This is a genomic window from Pseudomonas lutea (assembly GCF_000759445.1).
In the GTDB taxonomy this organism is placed as follows: Bacteria; Pseudomonadota; Gammaproteobacteria; order Pseudomonadales; family Pseudomonadaceae; genus Aquipseudomonas; species Aquipseudomonas lutea.
Genome location: NZ_JRMB01000001.1, coordinates 2,751,697 through 2,769,820 on the forward strand (window position 1 = coordinate 2,751,697; position 18,124 = coordinate 2,769,820).

The following is an 18,124-nucleotide window of genomic DNA, read 5'->3' on the forward strand; positions in this document are numbered from 1 at the left end:
GTCACACCAAGGTTCTGATTGCGGGCACACCGGCCTCTTCCCGGCTAAAGCCGGTCCCACTAAAAGCATCGCGTGGATCCCGTGGAACCGGTTATAGCCGGGGAAACGCCAGCGGTTACGCGCCGGCGGGCACTGCGTCCAGCTCGGCCGTTTCAGGGCGTTTGAGCAGCGCATAGAGCACGCCGGTCACGACGCTGCCCGCAACGATCGCCAACAGATACAGCAGCGCGTGATTGATCGCATTGGGGATGAGGAGTACGAAAAGACCGCCGTGGGGCGCCATCAGTTTGCAGCCGAAGAACATCGACAGCGCACCGGTCAGCGCGCCACCGGCAATGCTCGCCGGAATCACCCGAAGCGGGTCTTTGGCGGCAAACGGGATCGCCCCTTCCGAAATGAAACACAACCCCAGCACCAGCGCCGCCTTGCCTGCTTCACGTTCGCTTTGAGCGAATTTGCGGCGGGCGATCAACGCGGCGATGCCCATGCCGATCGGCGGTACCATGCCAGCGGCCATCGTCGCTGCCATCGGTGCGCCGCTGCTGGAAGCCAGCAACCCCACCGAAAACGCATACGAGGCCTTGTTGATCGGGCCACCCAGGTCCACGCACATCATTGCGCCCAGCAGCACGCCGAGCAGAACTGCGTTGGCGGTGCCCATGGTGTCGAGGAAATGCGTGAGGCCTTCGAGCATGCCAGCGACCGGCTTGCCCACCACGTAGATCATCACAAGACCGGTGAACAGACTCGCCAGCAAAGGGATGATCAGAATCGGCTTCAACGCCTCGACGCTCGCCGGCAGCTTTGCGTAGCGATTGACCGCCCACGCGCTGTACCCCGCAAGGAAGCCAGCGATGATCCCGCCAATGAACCCCGCCCCCAGGGTGCTGGCCAGCAAGCCGCCGATCATACCTGGCGCCAGCCCCGGACGGTCTGCAATGGAATAAGCGATGTAGCCCGCCAGCAACGGCACCATCAGCTGGAACGCCGCGCCCGCGCCAATCTGTTTCAACGCTGCCGCCAGCGTACCCGGCTCCTCCGCCGCGTGAATCCCGAACACGAACGACAGAGCAATGAGCAGACCGCCCGCCACCACCATCGGCAGCATGAAGGACACCCCGGTGAGCAGGTGTTTGTAGACGCCGGTCTTCTCTTTTTTGGACGCGCCTTTCGCAGCTGACGCGGCGGACTCCACCTCAGCCTCGGCCAACGCTTTTTTCAACGTGGCCTCGGCCTGCTTGAGCGCAACGCCGGTGCCGCAGCGATAGATGCGCTTGCCGGCGAAACGCTCAGTGGCGACTTCGATGTCCGCCGCCAGCAGCACCACATCAGCGTCGGCAATGGCTTGGGCGCTGAGCGGGTTACGCGCGCCTACCGAGCCCTGGGTTTCGACCTGCAGGTCATAGCCGAGCTTTTTCGCCGCCTGCTGAATGGCTTCTGCGGCCATGAACGTATGCGCGACGCCGGTCGGACAGGCCGTGACCGCCACCAGTCGCGGTTGTGCGGAGGCTGTAACCGCTGGCGCGCTGCTTGCGGTGTGCTCGGTGGCAAGCTCTGCCGCAGACCGCAAAAATTCATCTGCGTCCTGCAATGCTCGCGCGGGCGTGGCTTGATACAGCCGCTTGCCGGAGAAACGCGTCAGGTCCAGCGCACCGGTATTGACCACCAGCACCCAGTCAGCCGCTGCAATCTCGGCCTCAGACAACTGCTTTTCCGGATGACGCGGATCGTGGATCTCTACGCAAGTGCTCCAGCCCTGGCGCTGCGCCGCTGCATCCAGCAGACGGGCACTGAGGACGCTGCTGATTTTGCCGTTCGGACACGCCGTAACGATGGCTAACTTCATCACCTTTCCTCTCTTGTCATGCCGTCAGGACGCGGACGCTGACGCCGCTTTCCAAACGCTTCAATTGCGCCGGGTCATTGATGCCGAAACCGATCTGCGTAACGGCCATGGCCGCGATGGCGGTGGCCGTGCGCAAGGTTTGCTCGGCCTTGTGCCCGCAGAGCAGGCCGTGAACCATGCCGGCCAACAGCGAATCCCCCGCGCCGACGGTGCTGGCGACGGTGACTTTGGGTGGCAGCGCCTGCAACGCCGCGTCGGCGCTGAACCAGTGAACGCCTTCCGAGCCTTGGGAAATCACCACATGCTCGATGCCGCGCTGACGCAGTTCAGCCGCAGCCTGCGCTTGTGCGTCGATGGAGATGATGGGCGCATCGAGGGCATCAGCCAGTTCCTCGGTGTTGGGTTTGATCATCCACGGCGATGCCTCCAGGCCAACGCGCAAGGCTTCGCCGCTGGTGTCCAGGGCCACTTTCAGCCCCATCGCGTTGAGCCGCAGCAACAGCGTTTTTAGCCACTGCGCGCTGACGCCCCGTGGCAAGCTGCCCGCCACGACCACGGCGTCGAAACCGGCCGCGATCTGTTCCACGCGAGTCGCCAGCGCCTGTTGCGCCTGCACGCTGACCTCAGGCCCCGGGCCATTGAGGTCGGTGATGCGCCCGCTGCTTTCAGCCAGTTTGATGTTACTGCGCGTCTCGCCCGGCACCCGCACGAACTCGTCGGTGAAACCGCGTTTGGCGAACAGGCTTTCGAACGGTTGCTGGTTATCCACCCCGAGAAAACCGGCGACCGTCAGCTCGTGACCCAAGTCAGCCAACACTTGGGCGACGTTGATGCCCTTGCCCGCCGCGTGGCTGAGCATGGCGTCGCTGCGGTTGACCTGGCCGACGTGCAACGGACCGAGCTGCACGGTCAGGTCCAGCGCCGGATTCATCGTCAATGTAAGAATTTTCGCCATTACAGCCCCTCCACCAGGGCACGCACGTCCGCTGCGCTGCCAGCGGCCAGAGCCGTTTGCGCGAGTTTTCGGGCTTCGATCAGATTCAATTCACGGACGCAGGCTTTGACTTCACCAATGCTGCGCGCCGAGACACTTAATTCGTCCACCCCCAGGCCAACCAATACCGGCACCGCCAGCGGGTCGGCGGCGAGTTCGCCGCACACGCCCACCCATTTGCCATGGGCATGGGCTGCGCGCACGGTGATGTCGATCAGTTGCAATACCGCCGGGTGCAAGCCATCGGCCTGCGCCGACAGGGTCGGGTGACCGCGATCGATGGCCATCGTGTACTGGGTCAAGTCGTTGGTGCCGACGCTGAAGAAGTCGACTTCTTTGGCCAGCACCGGGGCCAGCAGGGCAGCCGACGGCACCTCGATCATGATCCCCAGTTGCAGGTCGGCAACGGGGATTTCCACGCGCAGCCGCTCGGTCATCTCGCGCGCCTGACGCCACTCTTCAACGGTTCCGACCATGGGGAACATGATCCGCAACGGCCGATTGTCCGCCGCCCGCAACAACGCCCGCAGCTGGCTTTCCATGATGTCCGGGCGCTGCAGCGTCAGGCGGATGCCGCGCACGCCGAGAAACGGGTTTTCTTCTTTGTCGATAGGCCAGTAAGGCAGCGGTTTGTCGCCGCCCACGTCGAGGGTGCGGACCACCAGCGGACGACCGTCGAGGTCGTCAAGCACGCGGCGGTACTCGGCTTCCTGGGTGGCTTCGTCCGGCGCGGAGCTGTGCGCCATGAACAGCAATTCCGTGCGCAGCAGACCAATCCCTTCGGCGCCCTGCTCCACCGCTGCCGGCGTACCGGCGCTGTCACCAATGTTGGCAAACACCTCAACGGCGTGGCCGTCCTGGGTGATGGCCGGTTCCATACGCAATGCAGCCGCCGCCTTGAGTCGTTGCTCGCGGGTGTCACGGTCCTGCAACGCGCGCTTGAGGGTGGCCTCGTCCGGGGCGACGTCGAGACGGCCGCGTTGCCCGTCAATCAGTAACTGCGTGCCGGATGTGATCAGCAGTACATCATCACCCGCGCCCACCAGCGCCGGAATGCCCAGCGCGCGGGCAACGATGGCACTGTGCGCCGTGGCACCACCCCGGGCGGTCAGAATCCCGGCAACGCGCGCAGGGTCCAGACGCGCGACGTCTGAGGGGCCTACTTCGTCCATCACCAGGATGTAGGGCTCGTCGGGTTCGACCAGGTCCTCGACGCCGCAGATTTGCGCCAACACCCGGCGGCCTACGTCACGCAGATCCGCTGCGCGTTCAGCGAGCAGCGCATCCTTGAGTTGTTCCTGCTGCCGTGCTGCGGCCTCGATCACATTCATCCACGCTGCGGCGGCGCTTTCGCCCTGTTTCAGGCGCTGCGCGACTTCGTCGACCAGTTCTGGGTCGGCGAGCATTTCCTGGTGGGTGACAAATATCTCGCGAATGGCCTTGGCCGAACTGCGCGCGATCAACTGCTCGATGTCGATACGCACCTGAGCCAGCGCGCTGTGCAGGCGTTCGTGTTCGACGCCCTGGGACTCGCCCTGCAACGGATAATCAAGCACCGGCAGCACGTGGACATGAGCCGGACCGAAGGCAATGCCGGGCGAGGCAGGCACAGCCTGACGCTGCGAACCGGCCGCGGGTGCGCTGAGGCTCTTTTGCGCCGCGGCCTTGTCTGCGGCAGGCTCGGAGTGGGCCGGCAACGGTTCGATCTCTTCGCCCAGCCCGTCGAGTACCGCCGCCACCAGCGCCGGCAGCGCCTGGGCGGCAATGGTTGGCTCGGCGATGAATTCCAGGGACTGCCCGCGCTGCACGCCGAGGCTCAAAAGCTTGCTCAGGCTTTTGGCAGAGACGGGGTTTTCGGTGCCATCGACAATGCGCACGCGCACATCGCCCTCAAATCCTTTGGCCAGCTGCGCCAGGATTTTCGCCGGCCGCGCGTGCAAGCCATGGGCGTTGGCCAAGGTCACGCGTTCGCTCGGCCAGTCCGGCGGCACGTCACCGCCCAATGCCTGAAGTACCGCGCGACTGCTCTTAGCCTGGCCCAACTCATGGCCACGACCCTCGATCAGCAGCGCACACAGACGTTCAAGCAAGGCCTGATGCGACTCGCCCAGGCTGGCCAGGCAGAACAACCCGGTCAGTGCCTGGCCCAGATGACGCATCGGTTTATCCGGCGTGACAAACGCCAGGCCGGGTTTGTTGACCATTTGCTCACTGTGCAGCCACCACAGGCCTTCGCCCAACGGCAAAGGCTCAACCTGCTGCAGCACGGCGGCAAAACCGTTGTTCACGCATTCGGCCTTGCGCAACAGGCGGGCACCGCGCCAGACCAGCTCTTCAAAATCATCGACCATCACGCCCAGGCTGATCATTTGCGCGTCGAGGGCCAGCTCTTGCGGCGCGCCCTGGAGCAACTGAAGCAGCGATTCCGGGTCCTTCGCTTGACGCAGCGCCTCGCCCAGGTCGTTCTCACCGAGCGCGCGGGTCAGCAGTTGCAGCAAGCGCAAATGCTCGTCGGACTTGGCTGCGATGCCGATCGCCAGGTAGACCATCTGCCCGTCGCCCCAGTCCACACCCTCAGGGAATTGCATCAGGCGCACGCCCGTGGCAAATACTTGATCGCGGGTTTGCGGGGTACCGTGGGGGATGGCGATGCCCTGGCCCAGGAAGGTCGAACCCTGTTGCTCGCGCGCCTGCAGACCTTCAAGGTAGCCAGGGGCGACCAGTCCGTCGGCCACCAGCAGGTCGGCCAGAAGCTGCAACGCCGCGGGCTTGTTCACCGCCGACTGTTCCATGGATATTTGCTCTATGGTCAGCTCGAGCATTGCTTTCTCCTGTGCTGCGCGGGGTCGCGCCTGATTCTTGTTGTAGGACCGGCCCTACGGCCGATGACTTTCAGTGACGGACGATGAAGACAACGCCCCATCTTCATGCGCGCTTCGAGACGGTTCTCGTAGGGCACAAGGCAATAAACACGCCTGCTGAATCGTTTAATCTAAGGTGTCGCGCACGTTACTCGATAATACCGGCGGTTTGAAGCTCATCCGGTCGAATCATGTAGGAAACGTCTCTAGTGCCTCATATCCTTCCTACAACGAGACGGTCTGCTGTCATGATGGCTGTTAATCGGTGAAAATCCCTGCCACGGTAGGTCAGCTGCCACTTTTGCTATTCATCACGAAAAGGATGCCCGGCTTGAAACTCAGTGATATTGCGCGTCTGGCCGGTGTTTCTGTGACCACGGCCAGTTACGTGATCAACGGAAAGGCCGAACAGCAACGTATCAGCAGTGCAACGGTGGAGCGCGTACGCGCGGTGGTTGAGGAACATGGCTTTCGGCCCAATCCTCAGGCGGCCGGGCTGCGCAGCCGGCACACCCGGACCTTGGGCTTCATCCTGCCCGATCTCGAAAACCCGAGTTACGCGCGCATTGCCAAACAACTGGAACAGGGCGCTCGCGCTCGTGGCTACCAACTTCTGATTGCCAGTTCAGACGACGATCCCATCAGCGAGTTGCAGCTGTTGCAGCTGTTCCGAGCGCGACGCTGCGATGCATTGTTCGTCGCGAGCTGTTTGCCCGCCAGCGACGACAGTTACCGTGCGCTGCAGCAGCAAGGGGTTCCGATCATTGCGATTGACCGGGAAATGGACCCGGTGCATTTCTGTTCGGTGGTCAGCGATGACCACGACGCCAGCCAGCAACTGACCCGCAGCCTGCTGGAGATCAAGCCCAGGCACATCGCCCTGATCGGCGCGCGCCCGGAGCTGAGCGTGAGTCAGGCTCGGGCCGGTGGCTTCAAAGATGCGCTGGAGGGCTTCGAAGGTTCGGTCATCATTGAGCACGGCGACGCATTCAGCCGTGACTGCGGGTTGCAACTGGCCAGCGAGATGTTCGACCGTCTGGGGTATTTCCCCGACGCACTGATCACAACGTCTTACGTCTTGCTGCAAGGCGTGTTCGATTTGCTGCACCAGCGTCGGCTGAACCCGGATCAGCTTCATCTGGGCACCTTCGGCGACACCCAACTGCTGGATTTCCTGCCGCTGCCCGTCAACGCGATGGCCCAGCAGCATCATCTGATCGCCGAAAAAGCCCTTGCCCTGGCGCTGTCGGCCATCGAGCAGGATCACTACGAGCCAGGCGTGCATGCCATCGTGCGGACATTCAAGCAGCGCATTCACGAGGCCTGAGCCCTATGCGACTGATCGACACCCACACGCACATCGATTTCGACGACTTCGACGCCGACCGTGATGCCGTGCTTGCCAGGTGCCAGCAGCTGGGTGTCGAGCGCGTGGTGGTGTTGGGCGTGTATCAGCGCAACCTGCAACGCGTTTGGGACCTGGCGCTCAGCCAACCCTCGGTTTACGCCGCCCTTGGCTTGCATCCGGTGTTCCTCGAAGAGCATCAGCCCGAGCACGTTCAGGAGCTGCGCGACTGGCTGACCCGCCTGGCCGGGCATCCCAAGCTGTGCGCCGTCGGCGAGATCGGACTGGATTACTACATCGAATCGCAGGACCGCCCCCGCCAACTGGCGCTGTTGGAGCAGCAGTTACAACTGGCTGCAGACTTCAACCTGCCTGCCCTACTCCACGTGCGCCGCAGCCATGCTGACACGATCGCCGCCCTCAAGCGCTTCAGGCTGGCGCGCAAGGGTGTCGTCCATGCATTCGCCGGCAGCCGTGAAGAAGCGCGCGAGTACATCAAGCTGGGTTTCAAGCTGGGGCTGGGCGGCGCCGCAACGTGGCCGCAGGCGCTGCGCATGCACCGGGTCATCGCCGAACTGCCGCTGGACAGCGTGGTCCTGGAAACCGACTCGCCGGACATGGCACCGGCAATGTTCGCCGGCCTTCGCAACAGCCCAGAGCACTTGCCGGCCATTTGCGCCGCCATCGCTCAACTCATGAACATCGCTCCGGACACACTGGCGGCCGCCAGCAGCGCCAACGCTTGCGAGGTCTTCGGCTGGGGCTGAAGCTGTCGCCAATTTCATGTTCCGCGAAGAAATTCCAGCGAAGCAACGCGGTCCCTTGGTTATCTCTCTGACTAACCAAGGAAACCGTAAATGAAATTCTCGAAGTTCGCGCAGGCCTTGTCGCAGTGGTCCGGCAGCCCACGAACCTTCCTCGTTGCGATTGCACTTATCTGCGTCTGGGCCGCCACCGGGCCATTGTTTCACTACAACGACACGTGGCAGCTGATCATCAATACGTCCACGACGATCATCACGTTCCTGATGGTTTTCCTGATCCAGAACACTCAAAACCGCGATACCGATGAGTTGCACATCAAGATCGACGAATTGCTGCGGGTGACCAAAGACGCACAGAACGCTGTGCTGAGCCTGGATAACCTCGATCAGAAGGAACTGCACGCCCTGCGCAAGAAATACAAGGCGATGGGCGAAGGCATCGAGTTTGACCACACCGAAGCGTTTCCAGAGCCGGTAGAAGACCCGGATGCCGTACTCAATGAGCAACAGACTCAGCCGCAGACTGCGGGCCGCTGATCGAGTCGGGATGAACAAATGCGGCAAATACCCTTCCTAAACAGTTGAACGGCACAGCGTTAACGCAATGCAGCGTGCACATCTTCACTCTGGACGGGAGTATGAAAATGCCGACTGACAACAAAGACAAGTACACCGACAAACAAAAGCGCAAGGCAGCCAAGATCGAGGACAGCTACGAGTCAAAAGGCGTGTCGAAGGATGAAGCCGAAGCTCGCGCCTGGGCAACTGTGAATAAACAATCCGGTGGCGGTGAAAAGAAAGGCGGTTCAGGCACCAAAAAACCCGCCGGCGCCAAAGCGCATGATCGCAAAGACTCGGCAAAACGGGCAGCGGCCGCCCGGGAAGGTGCCCCTCAGAACGGGAACGGTGCGTTGGCTGATCGCACCAAAGCGGACCTGCTTAAACGCGCGAGAGAGTTGGATATTTCGGGACGCTCGACCATGAGCAAGCCACAACTGGTTGAGGCCATTGGCAAGGCGCAATGACGTCAGGAAGTGGTTGAGCGAAAAAGTAGTTGAGCAGAACAGCGGCAAGTCAGCCCCGTTTGGGGCCGGCTCGCCGCGCTGGCTGCAAGCAGGGGCTTACAGCCAGGATCGCACGATCTGACTCAAGTAATAGGTGCCGGGTTGAACAACGTAATGTCGTTGTGCAGGCGGTACTTCTCGGTCCAAGTCGTCTTCTTCCCGCTGGCGACATCGAGGTAGAAGTGGAACAGCTCCCACCCCAGATCTTCGATGCTGGCGCGGCCGGTTGCAATGCGCCCTGCGTCAACGTCGATCAGATCGGGCCAGCGCTGCGCCAACTCGGTCCGGGTCGACACCTTCACCACCGGTGACATCGCCAGGCCATAGGGCGTACCACGCCCCGTGGTGAATACGTGCAAGTTCATGCCTGCCGCCAGTTGCAGCGTGCCGCAAACAAAATCGCTCGCCGGCGTGGCGCAGAAGATCAGGCCCTTGCGTGAGACCCGCTCGCCAGGGCCAAGCACCCCGTTAATGGCGCTGCTGCCGGACTTGACGATGGACCCCAGGGACTTCTCGACAATGTTCGACAACCCGCCCTTCTTGTTGCCCGGCGTGGTGTTGGCGCTGCGGTCGGCTTCACCCTTGGCCAGATAACGGTCGTACCAGTCCATTTCACGGACGAGGCCTTCGGCCACTTCCATGTTCTCCGCGCGCGACGTCAGCAGGTAGATCGCGTCGCGCACTTCGGTCACTTCCGAAAACATCACGGTCGCGCCCGCACGCAACAGCAAATCCGAAGCGAAACCCAGCGCCGGGTTGGCGGTGATGCCGGAAAACGCATCGCTGCCACCGCATTGCATGCCCAGAATCAACTCGGACGCCGGCACGGTTTCGCGCCGACGCTGATCCAGTTTCTTCAGGCGTGTCTCGGCCAGCTCCATGATCTGCTCGATCATTTCGTTGAAGCCGTGCTTGGAGTCCTGCAGGCGGTACAGCCAGGGCTCGCTCAGGTCTACCGACGCGTCGTCGGTGTGCATGACCTGATCGGCCTGCAGCTTTTCGCAGCCAAGGCTGATCACCAGCGCTTCGCCGCCCAGGTTCGGGTTGCGTGCCAGATTGCGCACGGTGCGAATGGGGATGTACGCGTCTTTCGCCGTGATGGCGACGCCGCAGCCGTAGCTGTGGGTCAGCGCCACCACGTCGTCGACGTTGGGGTATTTGGGCAGCAGCTCCTCGCGGATGCGCTTGACGGCGAAGTCCAGCACCCCGGTCACGCACTGCACCGTGGTGGTGATGCCGAGGATATTACGCGTGCCGACGGTGCCGTCGGCGTTGCGATAACCCTCGAAGGTGAAGCCTTCCAGCGGCTCGCCCCTGGCCGGTACGGCATCGGACATCGGCAAGCTGTCCAGCGCTGGCGCGGATGGCATGCGCAGCTGATCTTCCCTGACCCAACTGCCCTTCGGTATCGGCTGCAAGGCATAGCCGATGGTGTGGCCGTAACGAATGATCGGCTCCCCTTCGGCGATGTCCACGGTATTTACCTTGTGGCTCTGCGGCACATTGTCGACGGTCACCAGACCGTTATCGAATTCAGTCCCCGCCGGAACGCCCTGGTCATTGACCACGACGACAACGTTATCAAGCGCATGCAAGCGAATGTAACGTGGCGAGTCGGCATGCTGGATCAAGTTCATCACGGTTTTTCCTCAGATTTTCGCTTGAGAAAGTTCGGCTTCACTGGCCGGTTGGGCACCCTTCGTTGGGGTGTCCTTGAGTTCTACACGTTTGATTTCACCGACGATGAAGATGTAGCTGATCACCGCCACCAGCGCGTTGGCGCCGACGAACACCAAAGCCCATTTGAACGAGCCGGTGGTGCTGATGATGTAGCCGATGACAATCGGGGTGGTGATCGATGCGATGTTACCGAACATGTTAAACAGACCGCCGCTCAAACCGGCGATTTGTTTCGGCGATGCGTCGGACATGACCGCCCAGCCCAGTGCGCCTACGCCTTTGCCGAAGAAGGCCAGTGCCATGAAGCCCACCACGACCCATTCGATGTCCACGTAGTTGCAGGTCACGATCGAAGTCGACAGCAGCAGACCGCCAATGATCGGCGCCTTGCGAGCGAAGGTCAGCGAATGGCCTTTGCGCAGCAGGTAGTCGGAGATGATCCCGCCCAGGACGCCGCCGATGAACCCGCAGATCGCTGGCAGCGAGGCAATGAAACCGGCTTTCAGGATGGTCATGCCACGTTCTTGAACCAGGTACACCGGGAACCAGGTCAGGAAGAAGTAGGTGATGCCGTTGATGCAGTACTGAGCCAGGTAGATGCCGAGCATCATGCGGTTGGTCAGCAGCTGACGCACGTAATCCCATTTCGGGCCGCTTGCCGAGCCTTTGCCTTTGTCCTGGTCCATGTCGACCATGCCGCCATTATTGGCGATGTGATCGAATTCTTCCTTGTTGATTTTCGGGTGGTTACGCGGGCTGTGGATCACTTTCAGCCAGATCAGCGAGAACAGGATGCCGATGCTGCCCATCACGATGAACACGTGCTGCCAGCCGAAGGTGTAGACGATCCAGCCCATGATCGGCGCGAACAAAACGGTGGCGAAGTACTGCGCCGAGTTGAAGATCGCCGAAGCCGTGCCGCGTTCGGAGGTCGGGAACCAGGCCGCGACGATGCGGGCGTTGCCAGGGAATGAGGGAGCTTCAGCAAGACCCACCATGAAGCGCAGCGCAAATAGCAGAAAGATCGCGGTCGAGAGGCCGAATTCACCGACGTAGCCTTGCAGCACGGTGAACAGGGACCAGGTGAAAATGCTCAATGCGTAGACTTTCTTGGAACCGTAACGGTCCAGCAGCCAGCCGCCAGGGATCTGACCGGCAACGTAGGCCCAGCCAAACGCAGAGAAGATAAAACCGAGGGTGACGGCGTCAATGCCGAGACTTTTCTGCAGGCTGGAGCCTGCGATAGCGATGGTTGCACGGTCGGCGTAGTTGATCGTGGTCACCAGAAACAGCATGAGCAAGATCAAATAGCGGACGTGAGTCGGCTTGGTTTTTTGCATGTTCGAAACTCCCACTAATTATTTTTTTGCGCGGGTAAACGATCTTATGTGTGTGCTGCTCGCCTCTGCCCCTAAAAACCAGACGCGATGTGAAGCGCTATGAACGAGAACCTTCAGGCAATGCCTGGGGACCTCGAACGCCAGCAGCCTTGCCGGCACGAAATGCAGAATCCTGATAAGGAGGTTGAACCGGCTTGCCGGTAACCGAAGCCCCGAGGGCAAAAAACCGCTGATCGCTCAGCGGTTTTGGGGAGCCGGGCAGTTACTGCTTGCCCTGCTTGTCCATCAGTGCAGCCAGCATGTCGACTTCGTCCGACGTCAGGTCGGTCAGCGGAGCGCGGACCGGACCTGCGTCGTAACCGGCGAGCTTGGCGCCAGCCTTGACGATGCTCACGGCATAGCCGTGTTTGCGGTTACGGATGTCCAGGTAAGGCAGGAAGAAATCGTCGATCAGCTTGCCAACGGTTTCGTGGTCGTCCTTGGCAATGGCATGGTAGAAATCCATGGCCATTTTCGGCAGGAAGTTGAACACCGCCGAGGAGTAGACCGGCACGCCGAGCGCTTTATAGGCAGCGGCGTAGACTTCTGCGGTCGGCAGACCACCGAGGTACGAGAAGCGGTCACCCAGACGACGGCGGATCGAAACCATCAGTTCGATATCACCCAGGCCGTCTTTGTAGCCGATCAGGTTAGGGCAACGCTCGGCCAGTTGCTCCAACAGCGTAGGTGTCAGGCGGCAAACGTTACGGTTGTAGACCACGACGCCGATTTTGACGGATTTGCAGACCGCTTCAACGTGGGCGGCAACACCGTCCTGGCTGGCTTCTGTCAGGTAGTGCGGCAGCAGCAGCAGGCCTTTGGCGCCCAGACGTTCGGCTTCTTGAGCCATCTGGATCGCTTGGCGGGTCGGGCCACCGACGCCAGCCAGAATAGGCACGCTGGTTTCGCAAGTGTCGACGGCAGTCTTGATGATTTCGGAGTATTCGTCGCCGGTCAGGGAGAAGAACTCACCTGTACCGCCCGCTGCGAACAATGCGGACGCGCCGTAAGGGGCCAACCATTCCAGACGCTTGATGTAGCCAGCGCGGTGGAAGTCGCCTTGGGCATTGAAATCGGTAACCGGGAAGGAAAGCAGACCGTGAGAGAGGATGGACTTCAGTTCTTGTGGATTCATTATTCGAACACCCTGGGGAGCTATTTTTGTGGATGAAGCACCAGTCCTGCGCTGATGTCGTAAGTCATCGTACAACTGGCAAGGTGATCACTCAATAGCGTTTTGAAATATTTATGACGAGTGCGGATCAGTGGTGATTTTCAGGGAAGGCGGGATGTGGAGAAGGTGGGATAGGAAAGGTTGGTGCTGTTGCAGGGCTCTTTGTAGGAGCGCGCTTGCCCGCGAAAGCGTTTCTCCAGGCGCCGCTGCGCAAGATGACCCACCGCCTTCGCGGGCAAGCGCGCTCCTACAGTGGATCGGCGTCGCCTGCCCTTTCGATGAATCAGCTCAAGCCCGCTGCGACTCAGCCTCTTCATGCGCATGGCGCAGGCGTTCGCGGCTGTTGGTCAGGTGCAGGCGCATGGCGGCGCGGGCCGCATCGGAATCCTGGCGCGCAATGGCGTCGTAGATTTCCTCGTGCTCGCGGCTCAGTCGGGTCATGTAATGCTGGTTGTCATCGTGAGCCAGCCGAGCGGAATTCAAGCGGGTACGGGGAATAATGCTGGTGCCCAGATGATTCATGATGTCGGTGAAGTAGCGGTTGCCGGTCGACAGCGCGATTGCCATGTGGAACTGGAAATCGGCCCCCACTGCATCGCTGGCGTGTGCCGCGCTTTCGCTGAGTGCATCCAGCGCGGCGCGCATATCGGCGAGTTGCTCGGCGGACCGACGTTGAGCCGCCAGGCCGGCAGATTCCACTTCCAGGCTGATACGCAGCTCAAGAATCGCCAGCACGTCACGCAGGGTGACGATGGTGGCCGGATCGATACGAAAGCCGCTCGGGCTTGGCGTGTCGAGCACGAAGGTGCCGATGCCGTGACGGGTTTCGACGAGCCCGGAGGCCTGCAGGCGAGAGATGGCTTCGCGAACAACCGTGCGGCTGACGCCCTGCTCTTCCATGATTGCAGACTCGGTAGGCAACTTGTCCCCGCGCTTCAGCCCGCCATTGCGGATCCGCTCGGAGAGTTCAGTCACCAGTTCCTGCGCGAGACTGCGGTGCTTTCTGCGTGCGCGAGGCGGAGCACTCTGATTTTCCATATCCAACTGGCATCTCTAAATACGCTGAAACGCTGATAATAGCCTACCGGGTTGCGTGATCACACCGCAAACCCGGCAAGACTGTAGGGATTTACCGCACTTTACGCTCAAAGCGCCGTTTCGGTGAGCGGCTGCTCGTGCAGTTGCCCGGCTTCGATGCGCACATGCCGACGATGGAATCGCTTGAGGCTACTGCGATGGCCGATGCTGAGCAGGGTCACGCCCGGCAGCTCGTCCAACAACGCCTGATACAGCGCGGCCTCATCCTCTTCGTCCATTGCCGAGGTGGCTTCATCCAGATAGAGCCAGTCCGGAGCGAACAGCAATGCCCGGGCAAATGCGACGCGCTGTTGTTCACCCGGCGACAGCATGCGCTGCCAGTGTTCGATTTCGTCCAGCCGCGCGACCAGATGGCCCAGGCGACAGGTTTCCAGGACTTGCGCAAAACGCTCGGCAGGATAGACCTCGGGCGCCTGTGGATAGCTCAATGCCTCGCGCAATGTGCCAATGGGCAAATACGGTTTTTGCGGCAGGAAGAACGCACGTTTGGCCGGCAGTCTGACCGCTCCGTGGCCTTCATTCCACAGCCCACCCATGGCGCGCAGCAGCGTACTTTTGCCACTGCCGGAGCGGCCGCTGAGCATGACTCGCTCGCCCGCAGCAATATTGATGTGGGCGTTGGTAAGCAGCTGGCGACCGCCGACCAGAGACAGCGCCAGCCCATCGATTTGCAGAGCCTTACTGTCGTGGCTGACCTTGATCGATGGCACACGCGCTTCGTTTTCATCCATGGCCTGACGGAAGCTGAGCAGACGATCACAGGTAGCGCGCCACGAGGCCAGCTGGGTATACGCGTCGATGAACCAGCTGAAATTTTCCTGCACGTTGCCGAACGCCGAGTTGATCTGCATCAGCTCGCCCAATTCGATTTTGCCGGCGAAGTAACGTGGTGCAGCTACCACGAAGGCAAACACAATTGCGATTTGCGAATAGCCTGCGGTAAAGAACGTCAGGCGCTTCTGCACCTTCATGATTGTCCAGAAGTTGCTCCAGACCATGCCGAAGCGCGCACTCAGGCGCTGATTTTCGTTGGCCTCGCCGTCCGACAGGGCGATGCTTTCGGCATTCTCGCGTACACGCACCAGCGAGAAACGCATATCAGCTTCGTAGCGCTGTTGCTGATTACTCAGCAGGATGAGGCGTTTGCCGATCAAGTGAGTCAGCAGGCTGCCGACGGCGGCGTAGATCAGCGCGGCCCAGAACATGTAGCCGGGAACGGTGATGCCAAACAGCTCGATGCTGCCGGACACGCCCCACAGGATCACTGAAAATGACACCAGACTGACCACGGTACGGAGCAGTCCGAGGCTCAGACTCAAGGTGTCGGACGTGAAATTATTAAGGTCTTCAGACAGGCGCTGGTCCGGGTTGTCGGTGTAACCGCCCTGCTCCAGCCGGTAGTAATTTTTGTGCGCGAGCCACTTGGCGAAATGCTGTTCGGTCAGCCAGCGACGCCAGCGAATGGTCAGCATCTGAGTGAGGTAAAGCCGGTACACAGCGCCAAGGATGGCGATAGCGGCAATACCGCAGAAATACAGGATCAGATGCGTAAAGGCGCCCAGATCCTTGTTCTGCAGGGCGTTATAGAAATCGCGGTACCAACTGTTGACCAGCACCGAGATGAACACGCTGAACAGCGACAGCACGATCACTGCGATCAGCAGCACCCAGGCCATGCCTTTCTCTTCGCTGCGCCAGTAAGGCGTCACCAGCTTCCAGACCCGGGAGAAGAAACTCCCGTTCACAGCGTCGTTGACCCTGGACTCATCTACATCGAAATTCATGGCAAAAGCTCGGCAGCGGGCAGTGAAGGACGTCGGCGCCAATGTGCCAGACGCCGCAGACGATCTTCCATGAAGAAATGTTTAACCAGTGCTCCCTGCCTAGCGACGCACCGGCCGCTTCTGCAACTTGCGCTGCAAAGTGCGTCGATGCATCCCCAGCGCGCGCGCAGTGGCGGAAATATTGCCTTCATGCTCGGTCAGCACGCGCTGGATATGCTCCCACTGCAGGCGGTCCACCGACATCGGGTTTTCCGGCACCAGCGTGTCCAGGTCGGCATGCTCGGACAGCAGCGCGGCGAGCACATCATCGGCGTCGGCGGGTTTGCACAGGTAATTGCAGGCCCCGCGCTTGATCGCTTCAACGGCGGTGGCAATGCTCGAATAGCCCGTGAGGATCAGCACCCGCATCTCCGGGTCGAGTTCCAGCAGCTTGGGCAGCAGCACCAGCCCGGAATCGCCTTCCATCTTCAGATCGACGGCGGCGTAATCAGGAATGTCTTGCTGCGCGAGGGTCAGGCCTTCTTCGGCAGAACCGGCAGTGCTCACGCGGAACCCACGGCGAGCCATGGCCCGAGCCATCACGCGGGTAAAGGTGGCGTCGTCGTCCACCAGCAGCAGGTGCGGCAGTTCTTCGCCTTCGACCTGGATTTCTTCAGTCATGCGTCATCTCCTCGTGCGTTACGGGGCAGGCGCAGCTCGGTGAGCGTGCCACCTTCCTCGTGAGGGTAAAGTTTCACCGAGCCGCCCGCGCGGGTCACGCTGGCCTTACTCAAAAACAGGCCGAGGCCGAAACCTTTGCCCTTGGTGGTAAAAAACGGTTTGCCGATCTGCTCGGCGATGGCCAACGGCACGCCGGCGCCATGATCGCGGATGCTGATGCGGATTTCAGTGGCGGTCCAGTCCAGATTGACCTCAAGCCCTTCGGCGCAGGCATCGGCCGCATTGTTGAGCAGGTTCAGCAGTGCCTGGGTCAGGTCGGGCGGCGGCGCAAGCATGGGCACATCACCCTGCCCCAGACGTTGAAAGCGGTAGGTGGCTTCCGGACGCATGAGGTGCCAGCGGTTGAGCGCCTGATCAAGCCAGCGCGTGACTGTCTGCTCCTCCACATTAAGCCGACGATTGGCCTCCGCGGCGCGAACCAGTTGCTGCAAGGTCTCTTTGCACAGCTTGACCTGATCCTGCAGCACCGACAGGTCTTCCTGCAACGCAGGGTCCTTATGGTCCTGCTGCATTTCCTTGAGCAATACGCTCATGGTTGCCAGCGGCGTGCCCAGTTCGTGAGCGGCGCCGGCGGCTTCAGTCGCCACCGCTAATAATTGCTGGTCGCGTGCGCCCTCTTCCCGGCGCAGCGCACGCATGTGTTCCTGACGGCGCAGCTCTTCAGCCATGCGTGCGGCGAAAAAGGTAATCACCCCGGCGGCCAGCGCAAAGCTCAGCCACATGCCGTAGATCTGCATGTTTTCGCGAGCAACGAAAGCGTCCAGCGGAAAGAACTTGGCCAGCATCAAGGTGTACAGCGCCAGCGCGATACCCGAGAGAATGAGCGAGTAGCGCCACGGCAATGTGACTGCGGCGATGGTCAGCGGCACCAGGTAATAGGAAACGAAAGGGTTGGTCGAACCGCCGGAGAAGTACAGGAGCGCGCTGTGGATAAACAGGTCGAATGCCAGCTGCACGGCGTATTCGAGCTCGGTGACCGGCCACGAAGTGCGCAGGCGAATGGCCGTCAGCAGACAGACGATCGCGGAGAATCCGAGGGTGATGTCCAGTTGCAGCCAGGGCAAGGGCAGCAAATCGAACAGATAGGCGAACCCCACCGAACCCGCTTGCGCACCCAGCACTAAAATGCGGATGAACGTCAGGCGCCAGAGGTTTTGACGGGTGGCAGACAGCAGTTGTAGGGGGGCGAGCATGAGCTCTCCTGATGAGCGCTCCAGGCGAATCGGAACGAGTATAACCAATGCGACCACAGATGCTGCCAATGTGCGTCAAAGCGCCACACTCGATCCACTGTTTCGCGACCCGGGCCGGGGCGCGCGTTGACGGCGCTCCGGAACAAGCCCCGGCCTCGACAGTCTCATGGGCATCCGTCCGCCGGGCTTGCTGCACACTTGGGGACGGTTCGCCAAACAAGG

General features: G+C 61.2%; 14 protein-coding genes. 4 read left to right on the top strand and 10 right to left on the bottom strand.

Annotated features, from left to right (window positions below; genetic code table 11):
* Positions 1-115: 115 nt before the first annotated feature.
* From LT42_RS11875 to ptsP, 3 genes are read right to left on the bottom strand one after another with little or no spacing between them, the layout of a single operon-like run.
* Positions 116-1,846 (bottom strand): PTS fructose-like transporter subunit IIB, encoded by a 1,731-nt coding sequence (locus LT42_RS11875; protein ID WP_037012609.1) that lies wholly within the window; start codon positions 1,844-1,846, stop codon positions 116-118.
* Between the two features lie 16 nt (positions 1,847-1,862).
* Positions 1,863-2,801: a 1-phosphofructokinase gene (pfkB, locus tag LT42_RS11880; RefSeq protein ID WP_037012611.1), complete on the bottom strand. Its 939-nt coding sequence runs from the start codon at positions 2,799-2,801 to the stop codon at positions 1,863-1,865.
* Positions 2,801-5,662, bottom strand: coding sequence for a phosphoenolpyruvate--protein phosphotransferase (ptsP, locus tag LT42_RS11885; protein WP_037012612.1), 2,862 nt, complete (start codon positions 5,660-5,662; stop codon positions 2,801-2,803). Before ptsP ends, pfkB begins: the two co-directional genes overlap by 1 nt.
* A 370-nt stretch (positions 5,663-6,032) precedes the next feature.
* Between ptsP and cra the strand changes: the two genes are divergently transcribed.
* The 4 genes from cra (at position 6,033) to LT42_RS11905 (ending at position 8,835) form a co-directional block, all read left to right on the top strand.
* Positions 6,033-7,028: a catabolite repressor/activator gene (gene cra, locus LT42_RS11890; RefSeq protein ID WP_037012613.1), complete on the top strand. Its 996-nt coding sequence runs from the start codon at positions 6,033-6,035 to the stop codon at positions 7,026-7,028.
* A 5-nt stretch (positions 7,029-7,033) separates the two neighbouring features.
* Entirely contained in the window at positions 7,034-7,813 is a 780-nt protein-coding gene (locus tag LT42_RS11895) for a TatD family hydrolase (RefSeq protein WP_037012615.1), read from the top strand.
* A gap of 90 nt (positions 7,814-7,903) precedes the next feature.
* Positions 7,904-8,347, top strand: coding sequence for a low affinity iron permease family protein (locus tag LT42_RS11900; RefSeq protein ID WP_052075232.1), 444 nt, complete (start codon positions 7,904-7,906; stop codon positions 8,345-8,347).
* Positions 8,348-8,454: 107 nt separating this feature from the next.
* Positions 8,455-8,835, top strand: coding sequence for a Rho termination factor N-terminal domain-containing protein (locus LT42_RS11905; RefSeq protein WP_037013280.1), 381 nt, complete (start codon positions 8,455-8,457; stop codon positions 8,833-8,835).
* A 122-nt stretch (positions 8,836-8,957) separates the two neighbouring features.
* On the opposite strand, the gene garD is transcribed toward LT42_RS11905, so the two are convergent.
* From garD to LT42_RS11940, 7 genes are all read right to left on the bottom strand, one after another.
* Positions 8,958-10,511, bottom strand: a complete 1,554-nt coding sequence (gene garD, locus LT42_RS11910; RefSeq protein ID WP_037012616.1) for a galactarate dehydratase — start codon at positions 10,509-10,511, stop codon at positions 8,958-8,960.
* Between the two features lie 12 nt (positions 10,512-10,523).
* Positions 10,524-11,894: an MFS transporter gene (locus tag LT42_RS11915; RefSeq protein WP_037012617.1), complete on the bottom strand. Its 1,371-nt coding sequence runs from the start codon at positions 11,892-11,894 to the stop codon at positions 10,524-10,526.
* A 262-nt stretch (positions 11,895-12,156) separates the two neighbouring features.
* Positions 12,157-13,068: a 5-dehydro-4-deoxyglucarate dehydratase gene (kdgD, locus tag LT42_RS11920; RefSeq protein WP_037012619.1), complete on the bottom strand. Its 912-nt coding sequence runs from the start codon at positions 13,066-13,068 to the stop codon at positions 12,157-12,159.
* Between the two features lie 327 nt (positions 13,069-13,395).
* Positions 13,396-14,145: a FadR/GntR family transcriptional regulator gene (locus LT42_RS11925; RefSeq protein ID WP_037012620.1), complete on the bottom strand. Its 750-nt coding sequence runs from the start codon at positions 14,143-14,145 to the stop codon at positions 13,396-13,398.
* Between the two features lie 107 nt (positions 14,146-14,252).
* Positions 14,253-15,989, bottom strand: a complete 1,737-nt coding sequence (locus LT42_RS11930; protein ID WP_037012621.1) for an ABC transporter ATP-binding protein/permease — start codon at positions 15,987-15,989, stop codon at positions 14,253-14,255.
* 99 nt (positions 15,990-16,088) lie between these two features.
* On the bottom strand, positions 16,089-16,649 hold the full coding sequence (locus LT42_RS11935) for a response regulator transcription factor (RefSeq protein WP_037012622.1): 561 nt from the start codon (positions 16,647-16,649) through the stop codon (positions 16,089-16,091).
* Positions 16,646-17,902 (bottom strand): ATP-binding protein, encoded by a 1,257-nt coding sequence (locus LT42_RS11940; RefSeq protein WP_037012623.1) that lies wholly within the window; start codon positions 17,900-17,902, stop codon positions 16,646-16,648. Before LT42_RS11940 ends, LT42_RS11935 begins: the two co-directional genes overlap by 4 nt.
* Between the last annotated feature and the right edge of the window lie 222 nt (positions 17,903-18,124).

Excerpts from the sequence above, each read along its gene's own strand:
- LT42_RS11915 (WP_037012617.1), bottom strand. The coding sequence starts at position 11,894 with ATGCAAAAAACCAAGCCGACTCACGTCCGCTATTTGATCTTGCTCATG.
- kdgD (WP_037012619.1), bottom strand. The coding sequence starts at position 13,068 with ATGAATCCACAAGAACTGAAGTCCATCCTCTCTCACGGTCTGCTTTCC.
- pfkB (WP_037012611.1), bottom strand. The coding sequence starts at position 2,801 with ATGGCGAAAATTCTTACATTGACGATGAATCCGGCGCTGGACCTGACC.
- garD (WP_037012616.1), bottom strand. The coding sequence starts at position 10,511 with ATGAACTTGATCCAGCATGCCGACTCGCCACGTTACATTCGCTTGCAT.
- LT42_RS11905 (WP_037013280.1), top strand. The coding sequence starts at position 8,455 with ATGCCGACTGACAACAAAGACAAGTACACCGACAAACAAAAGCGCAAG.
- LT42_RS11940 (WP_037012623.1), bottom strand. The coding sequence starts at position 17,902 with ATGCTCGCCCCCCTACAACTGCTGTCTGCCACCCGTCAAAACCTCTGG.
- LT42_RS11875 (WP_037012609.1), bottom strand. The coding sequence starts at position 1,846 with ATGAAGTTAGCCATCGTTACGGCGTGTCCGAACGGCAAAATCAGCAGC.
- LT42_RS11925 (WP_037012620.1), bottom strand. The coding sequence starts at position 14,145 with ATGGAAAATCAGAGTGCTCCGCCTCGCGCACGCAGAAAGCACCGCAGT.
- LT42_RS11895 (WP_037012615.1), top strand. The coding sequence starts at position 7,034 with ATGCGACTGATCGACACCCACACGCACATCGATTTCGACGACTTCGAC.
- LT42_RS11930 (WP_037012621.1), bottom strand. The coding sequence starts at position 15,989 with ATGAATTTCGATGTAGATGAGTCCAGGGTCAACGACGCTGTGAACGGG.
- LT42_RS11900 (WP_052075232.1), top strand. The coding sequence starts at position 7,904 with ATGAAATTCTCGAAGTTCGCGCAGGCCTTGTCGCAGTGGTCCGGCAGC.
- LT42_RS11935 (WP_037012622.1), bottom strand. The coding sequence starts at position 16,649 with ATGACTGAAGAAATCCAGGTCGAAGGCGAAGAACTGCCGCACCTGCTG.
- ptsP (WP_037012612.1), bottom strand. The coding sequence starts at position 5,662 with ATGCTCGAGCTGACCATAGAGCAAATATCCATGGAACAGTCGGCGGTG.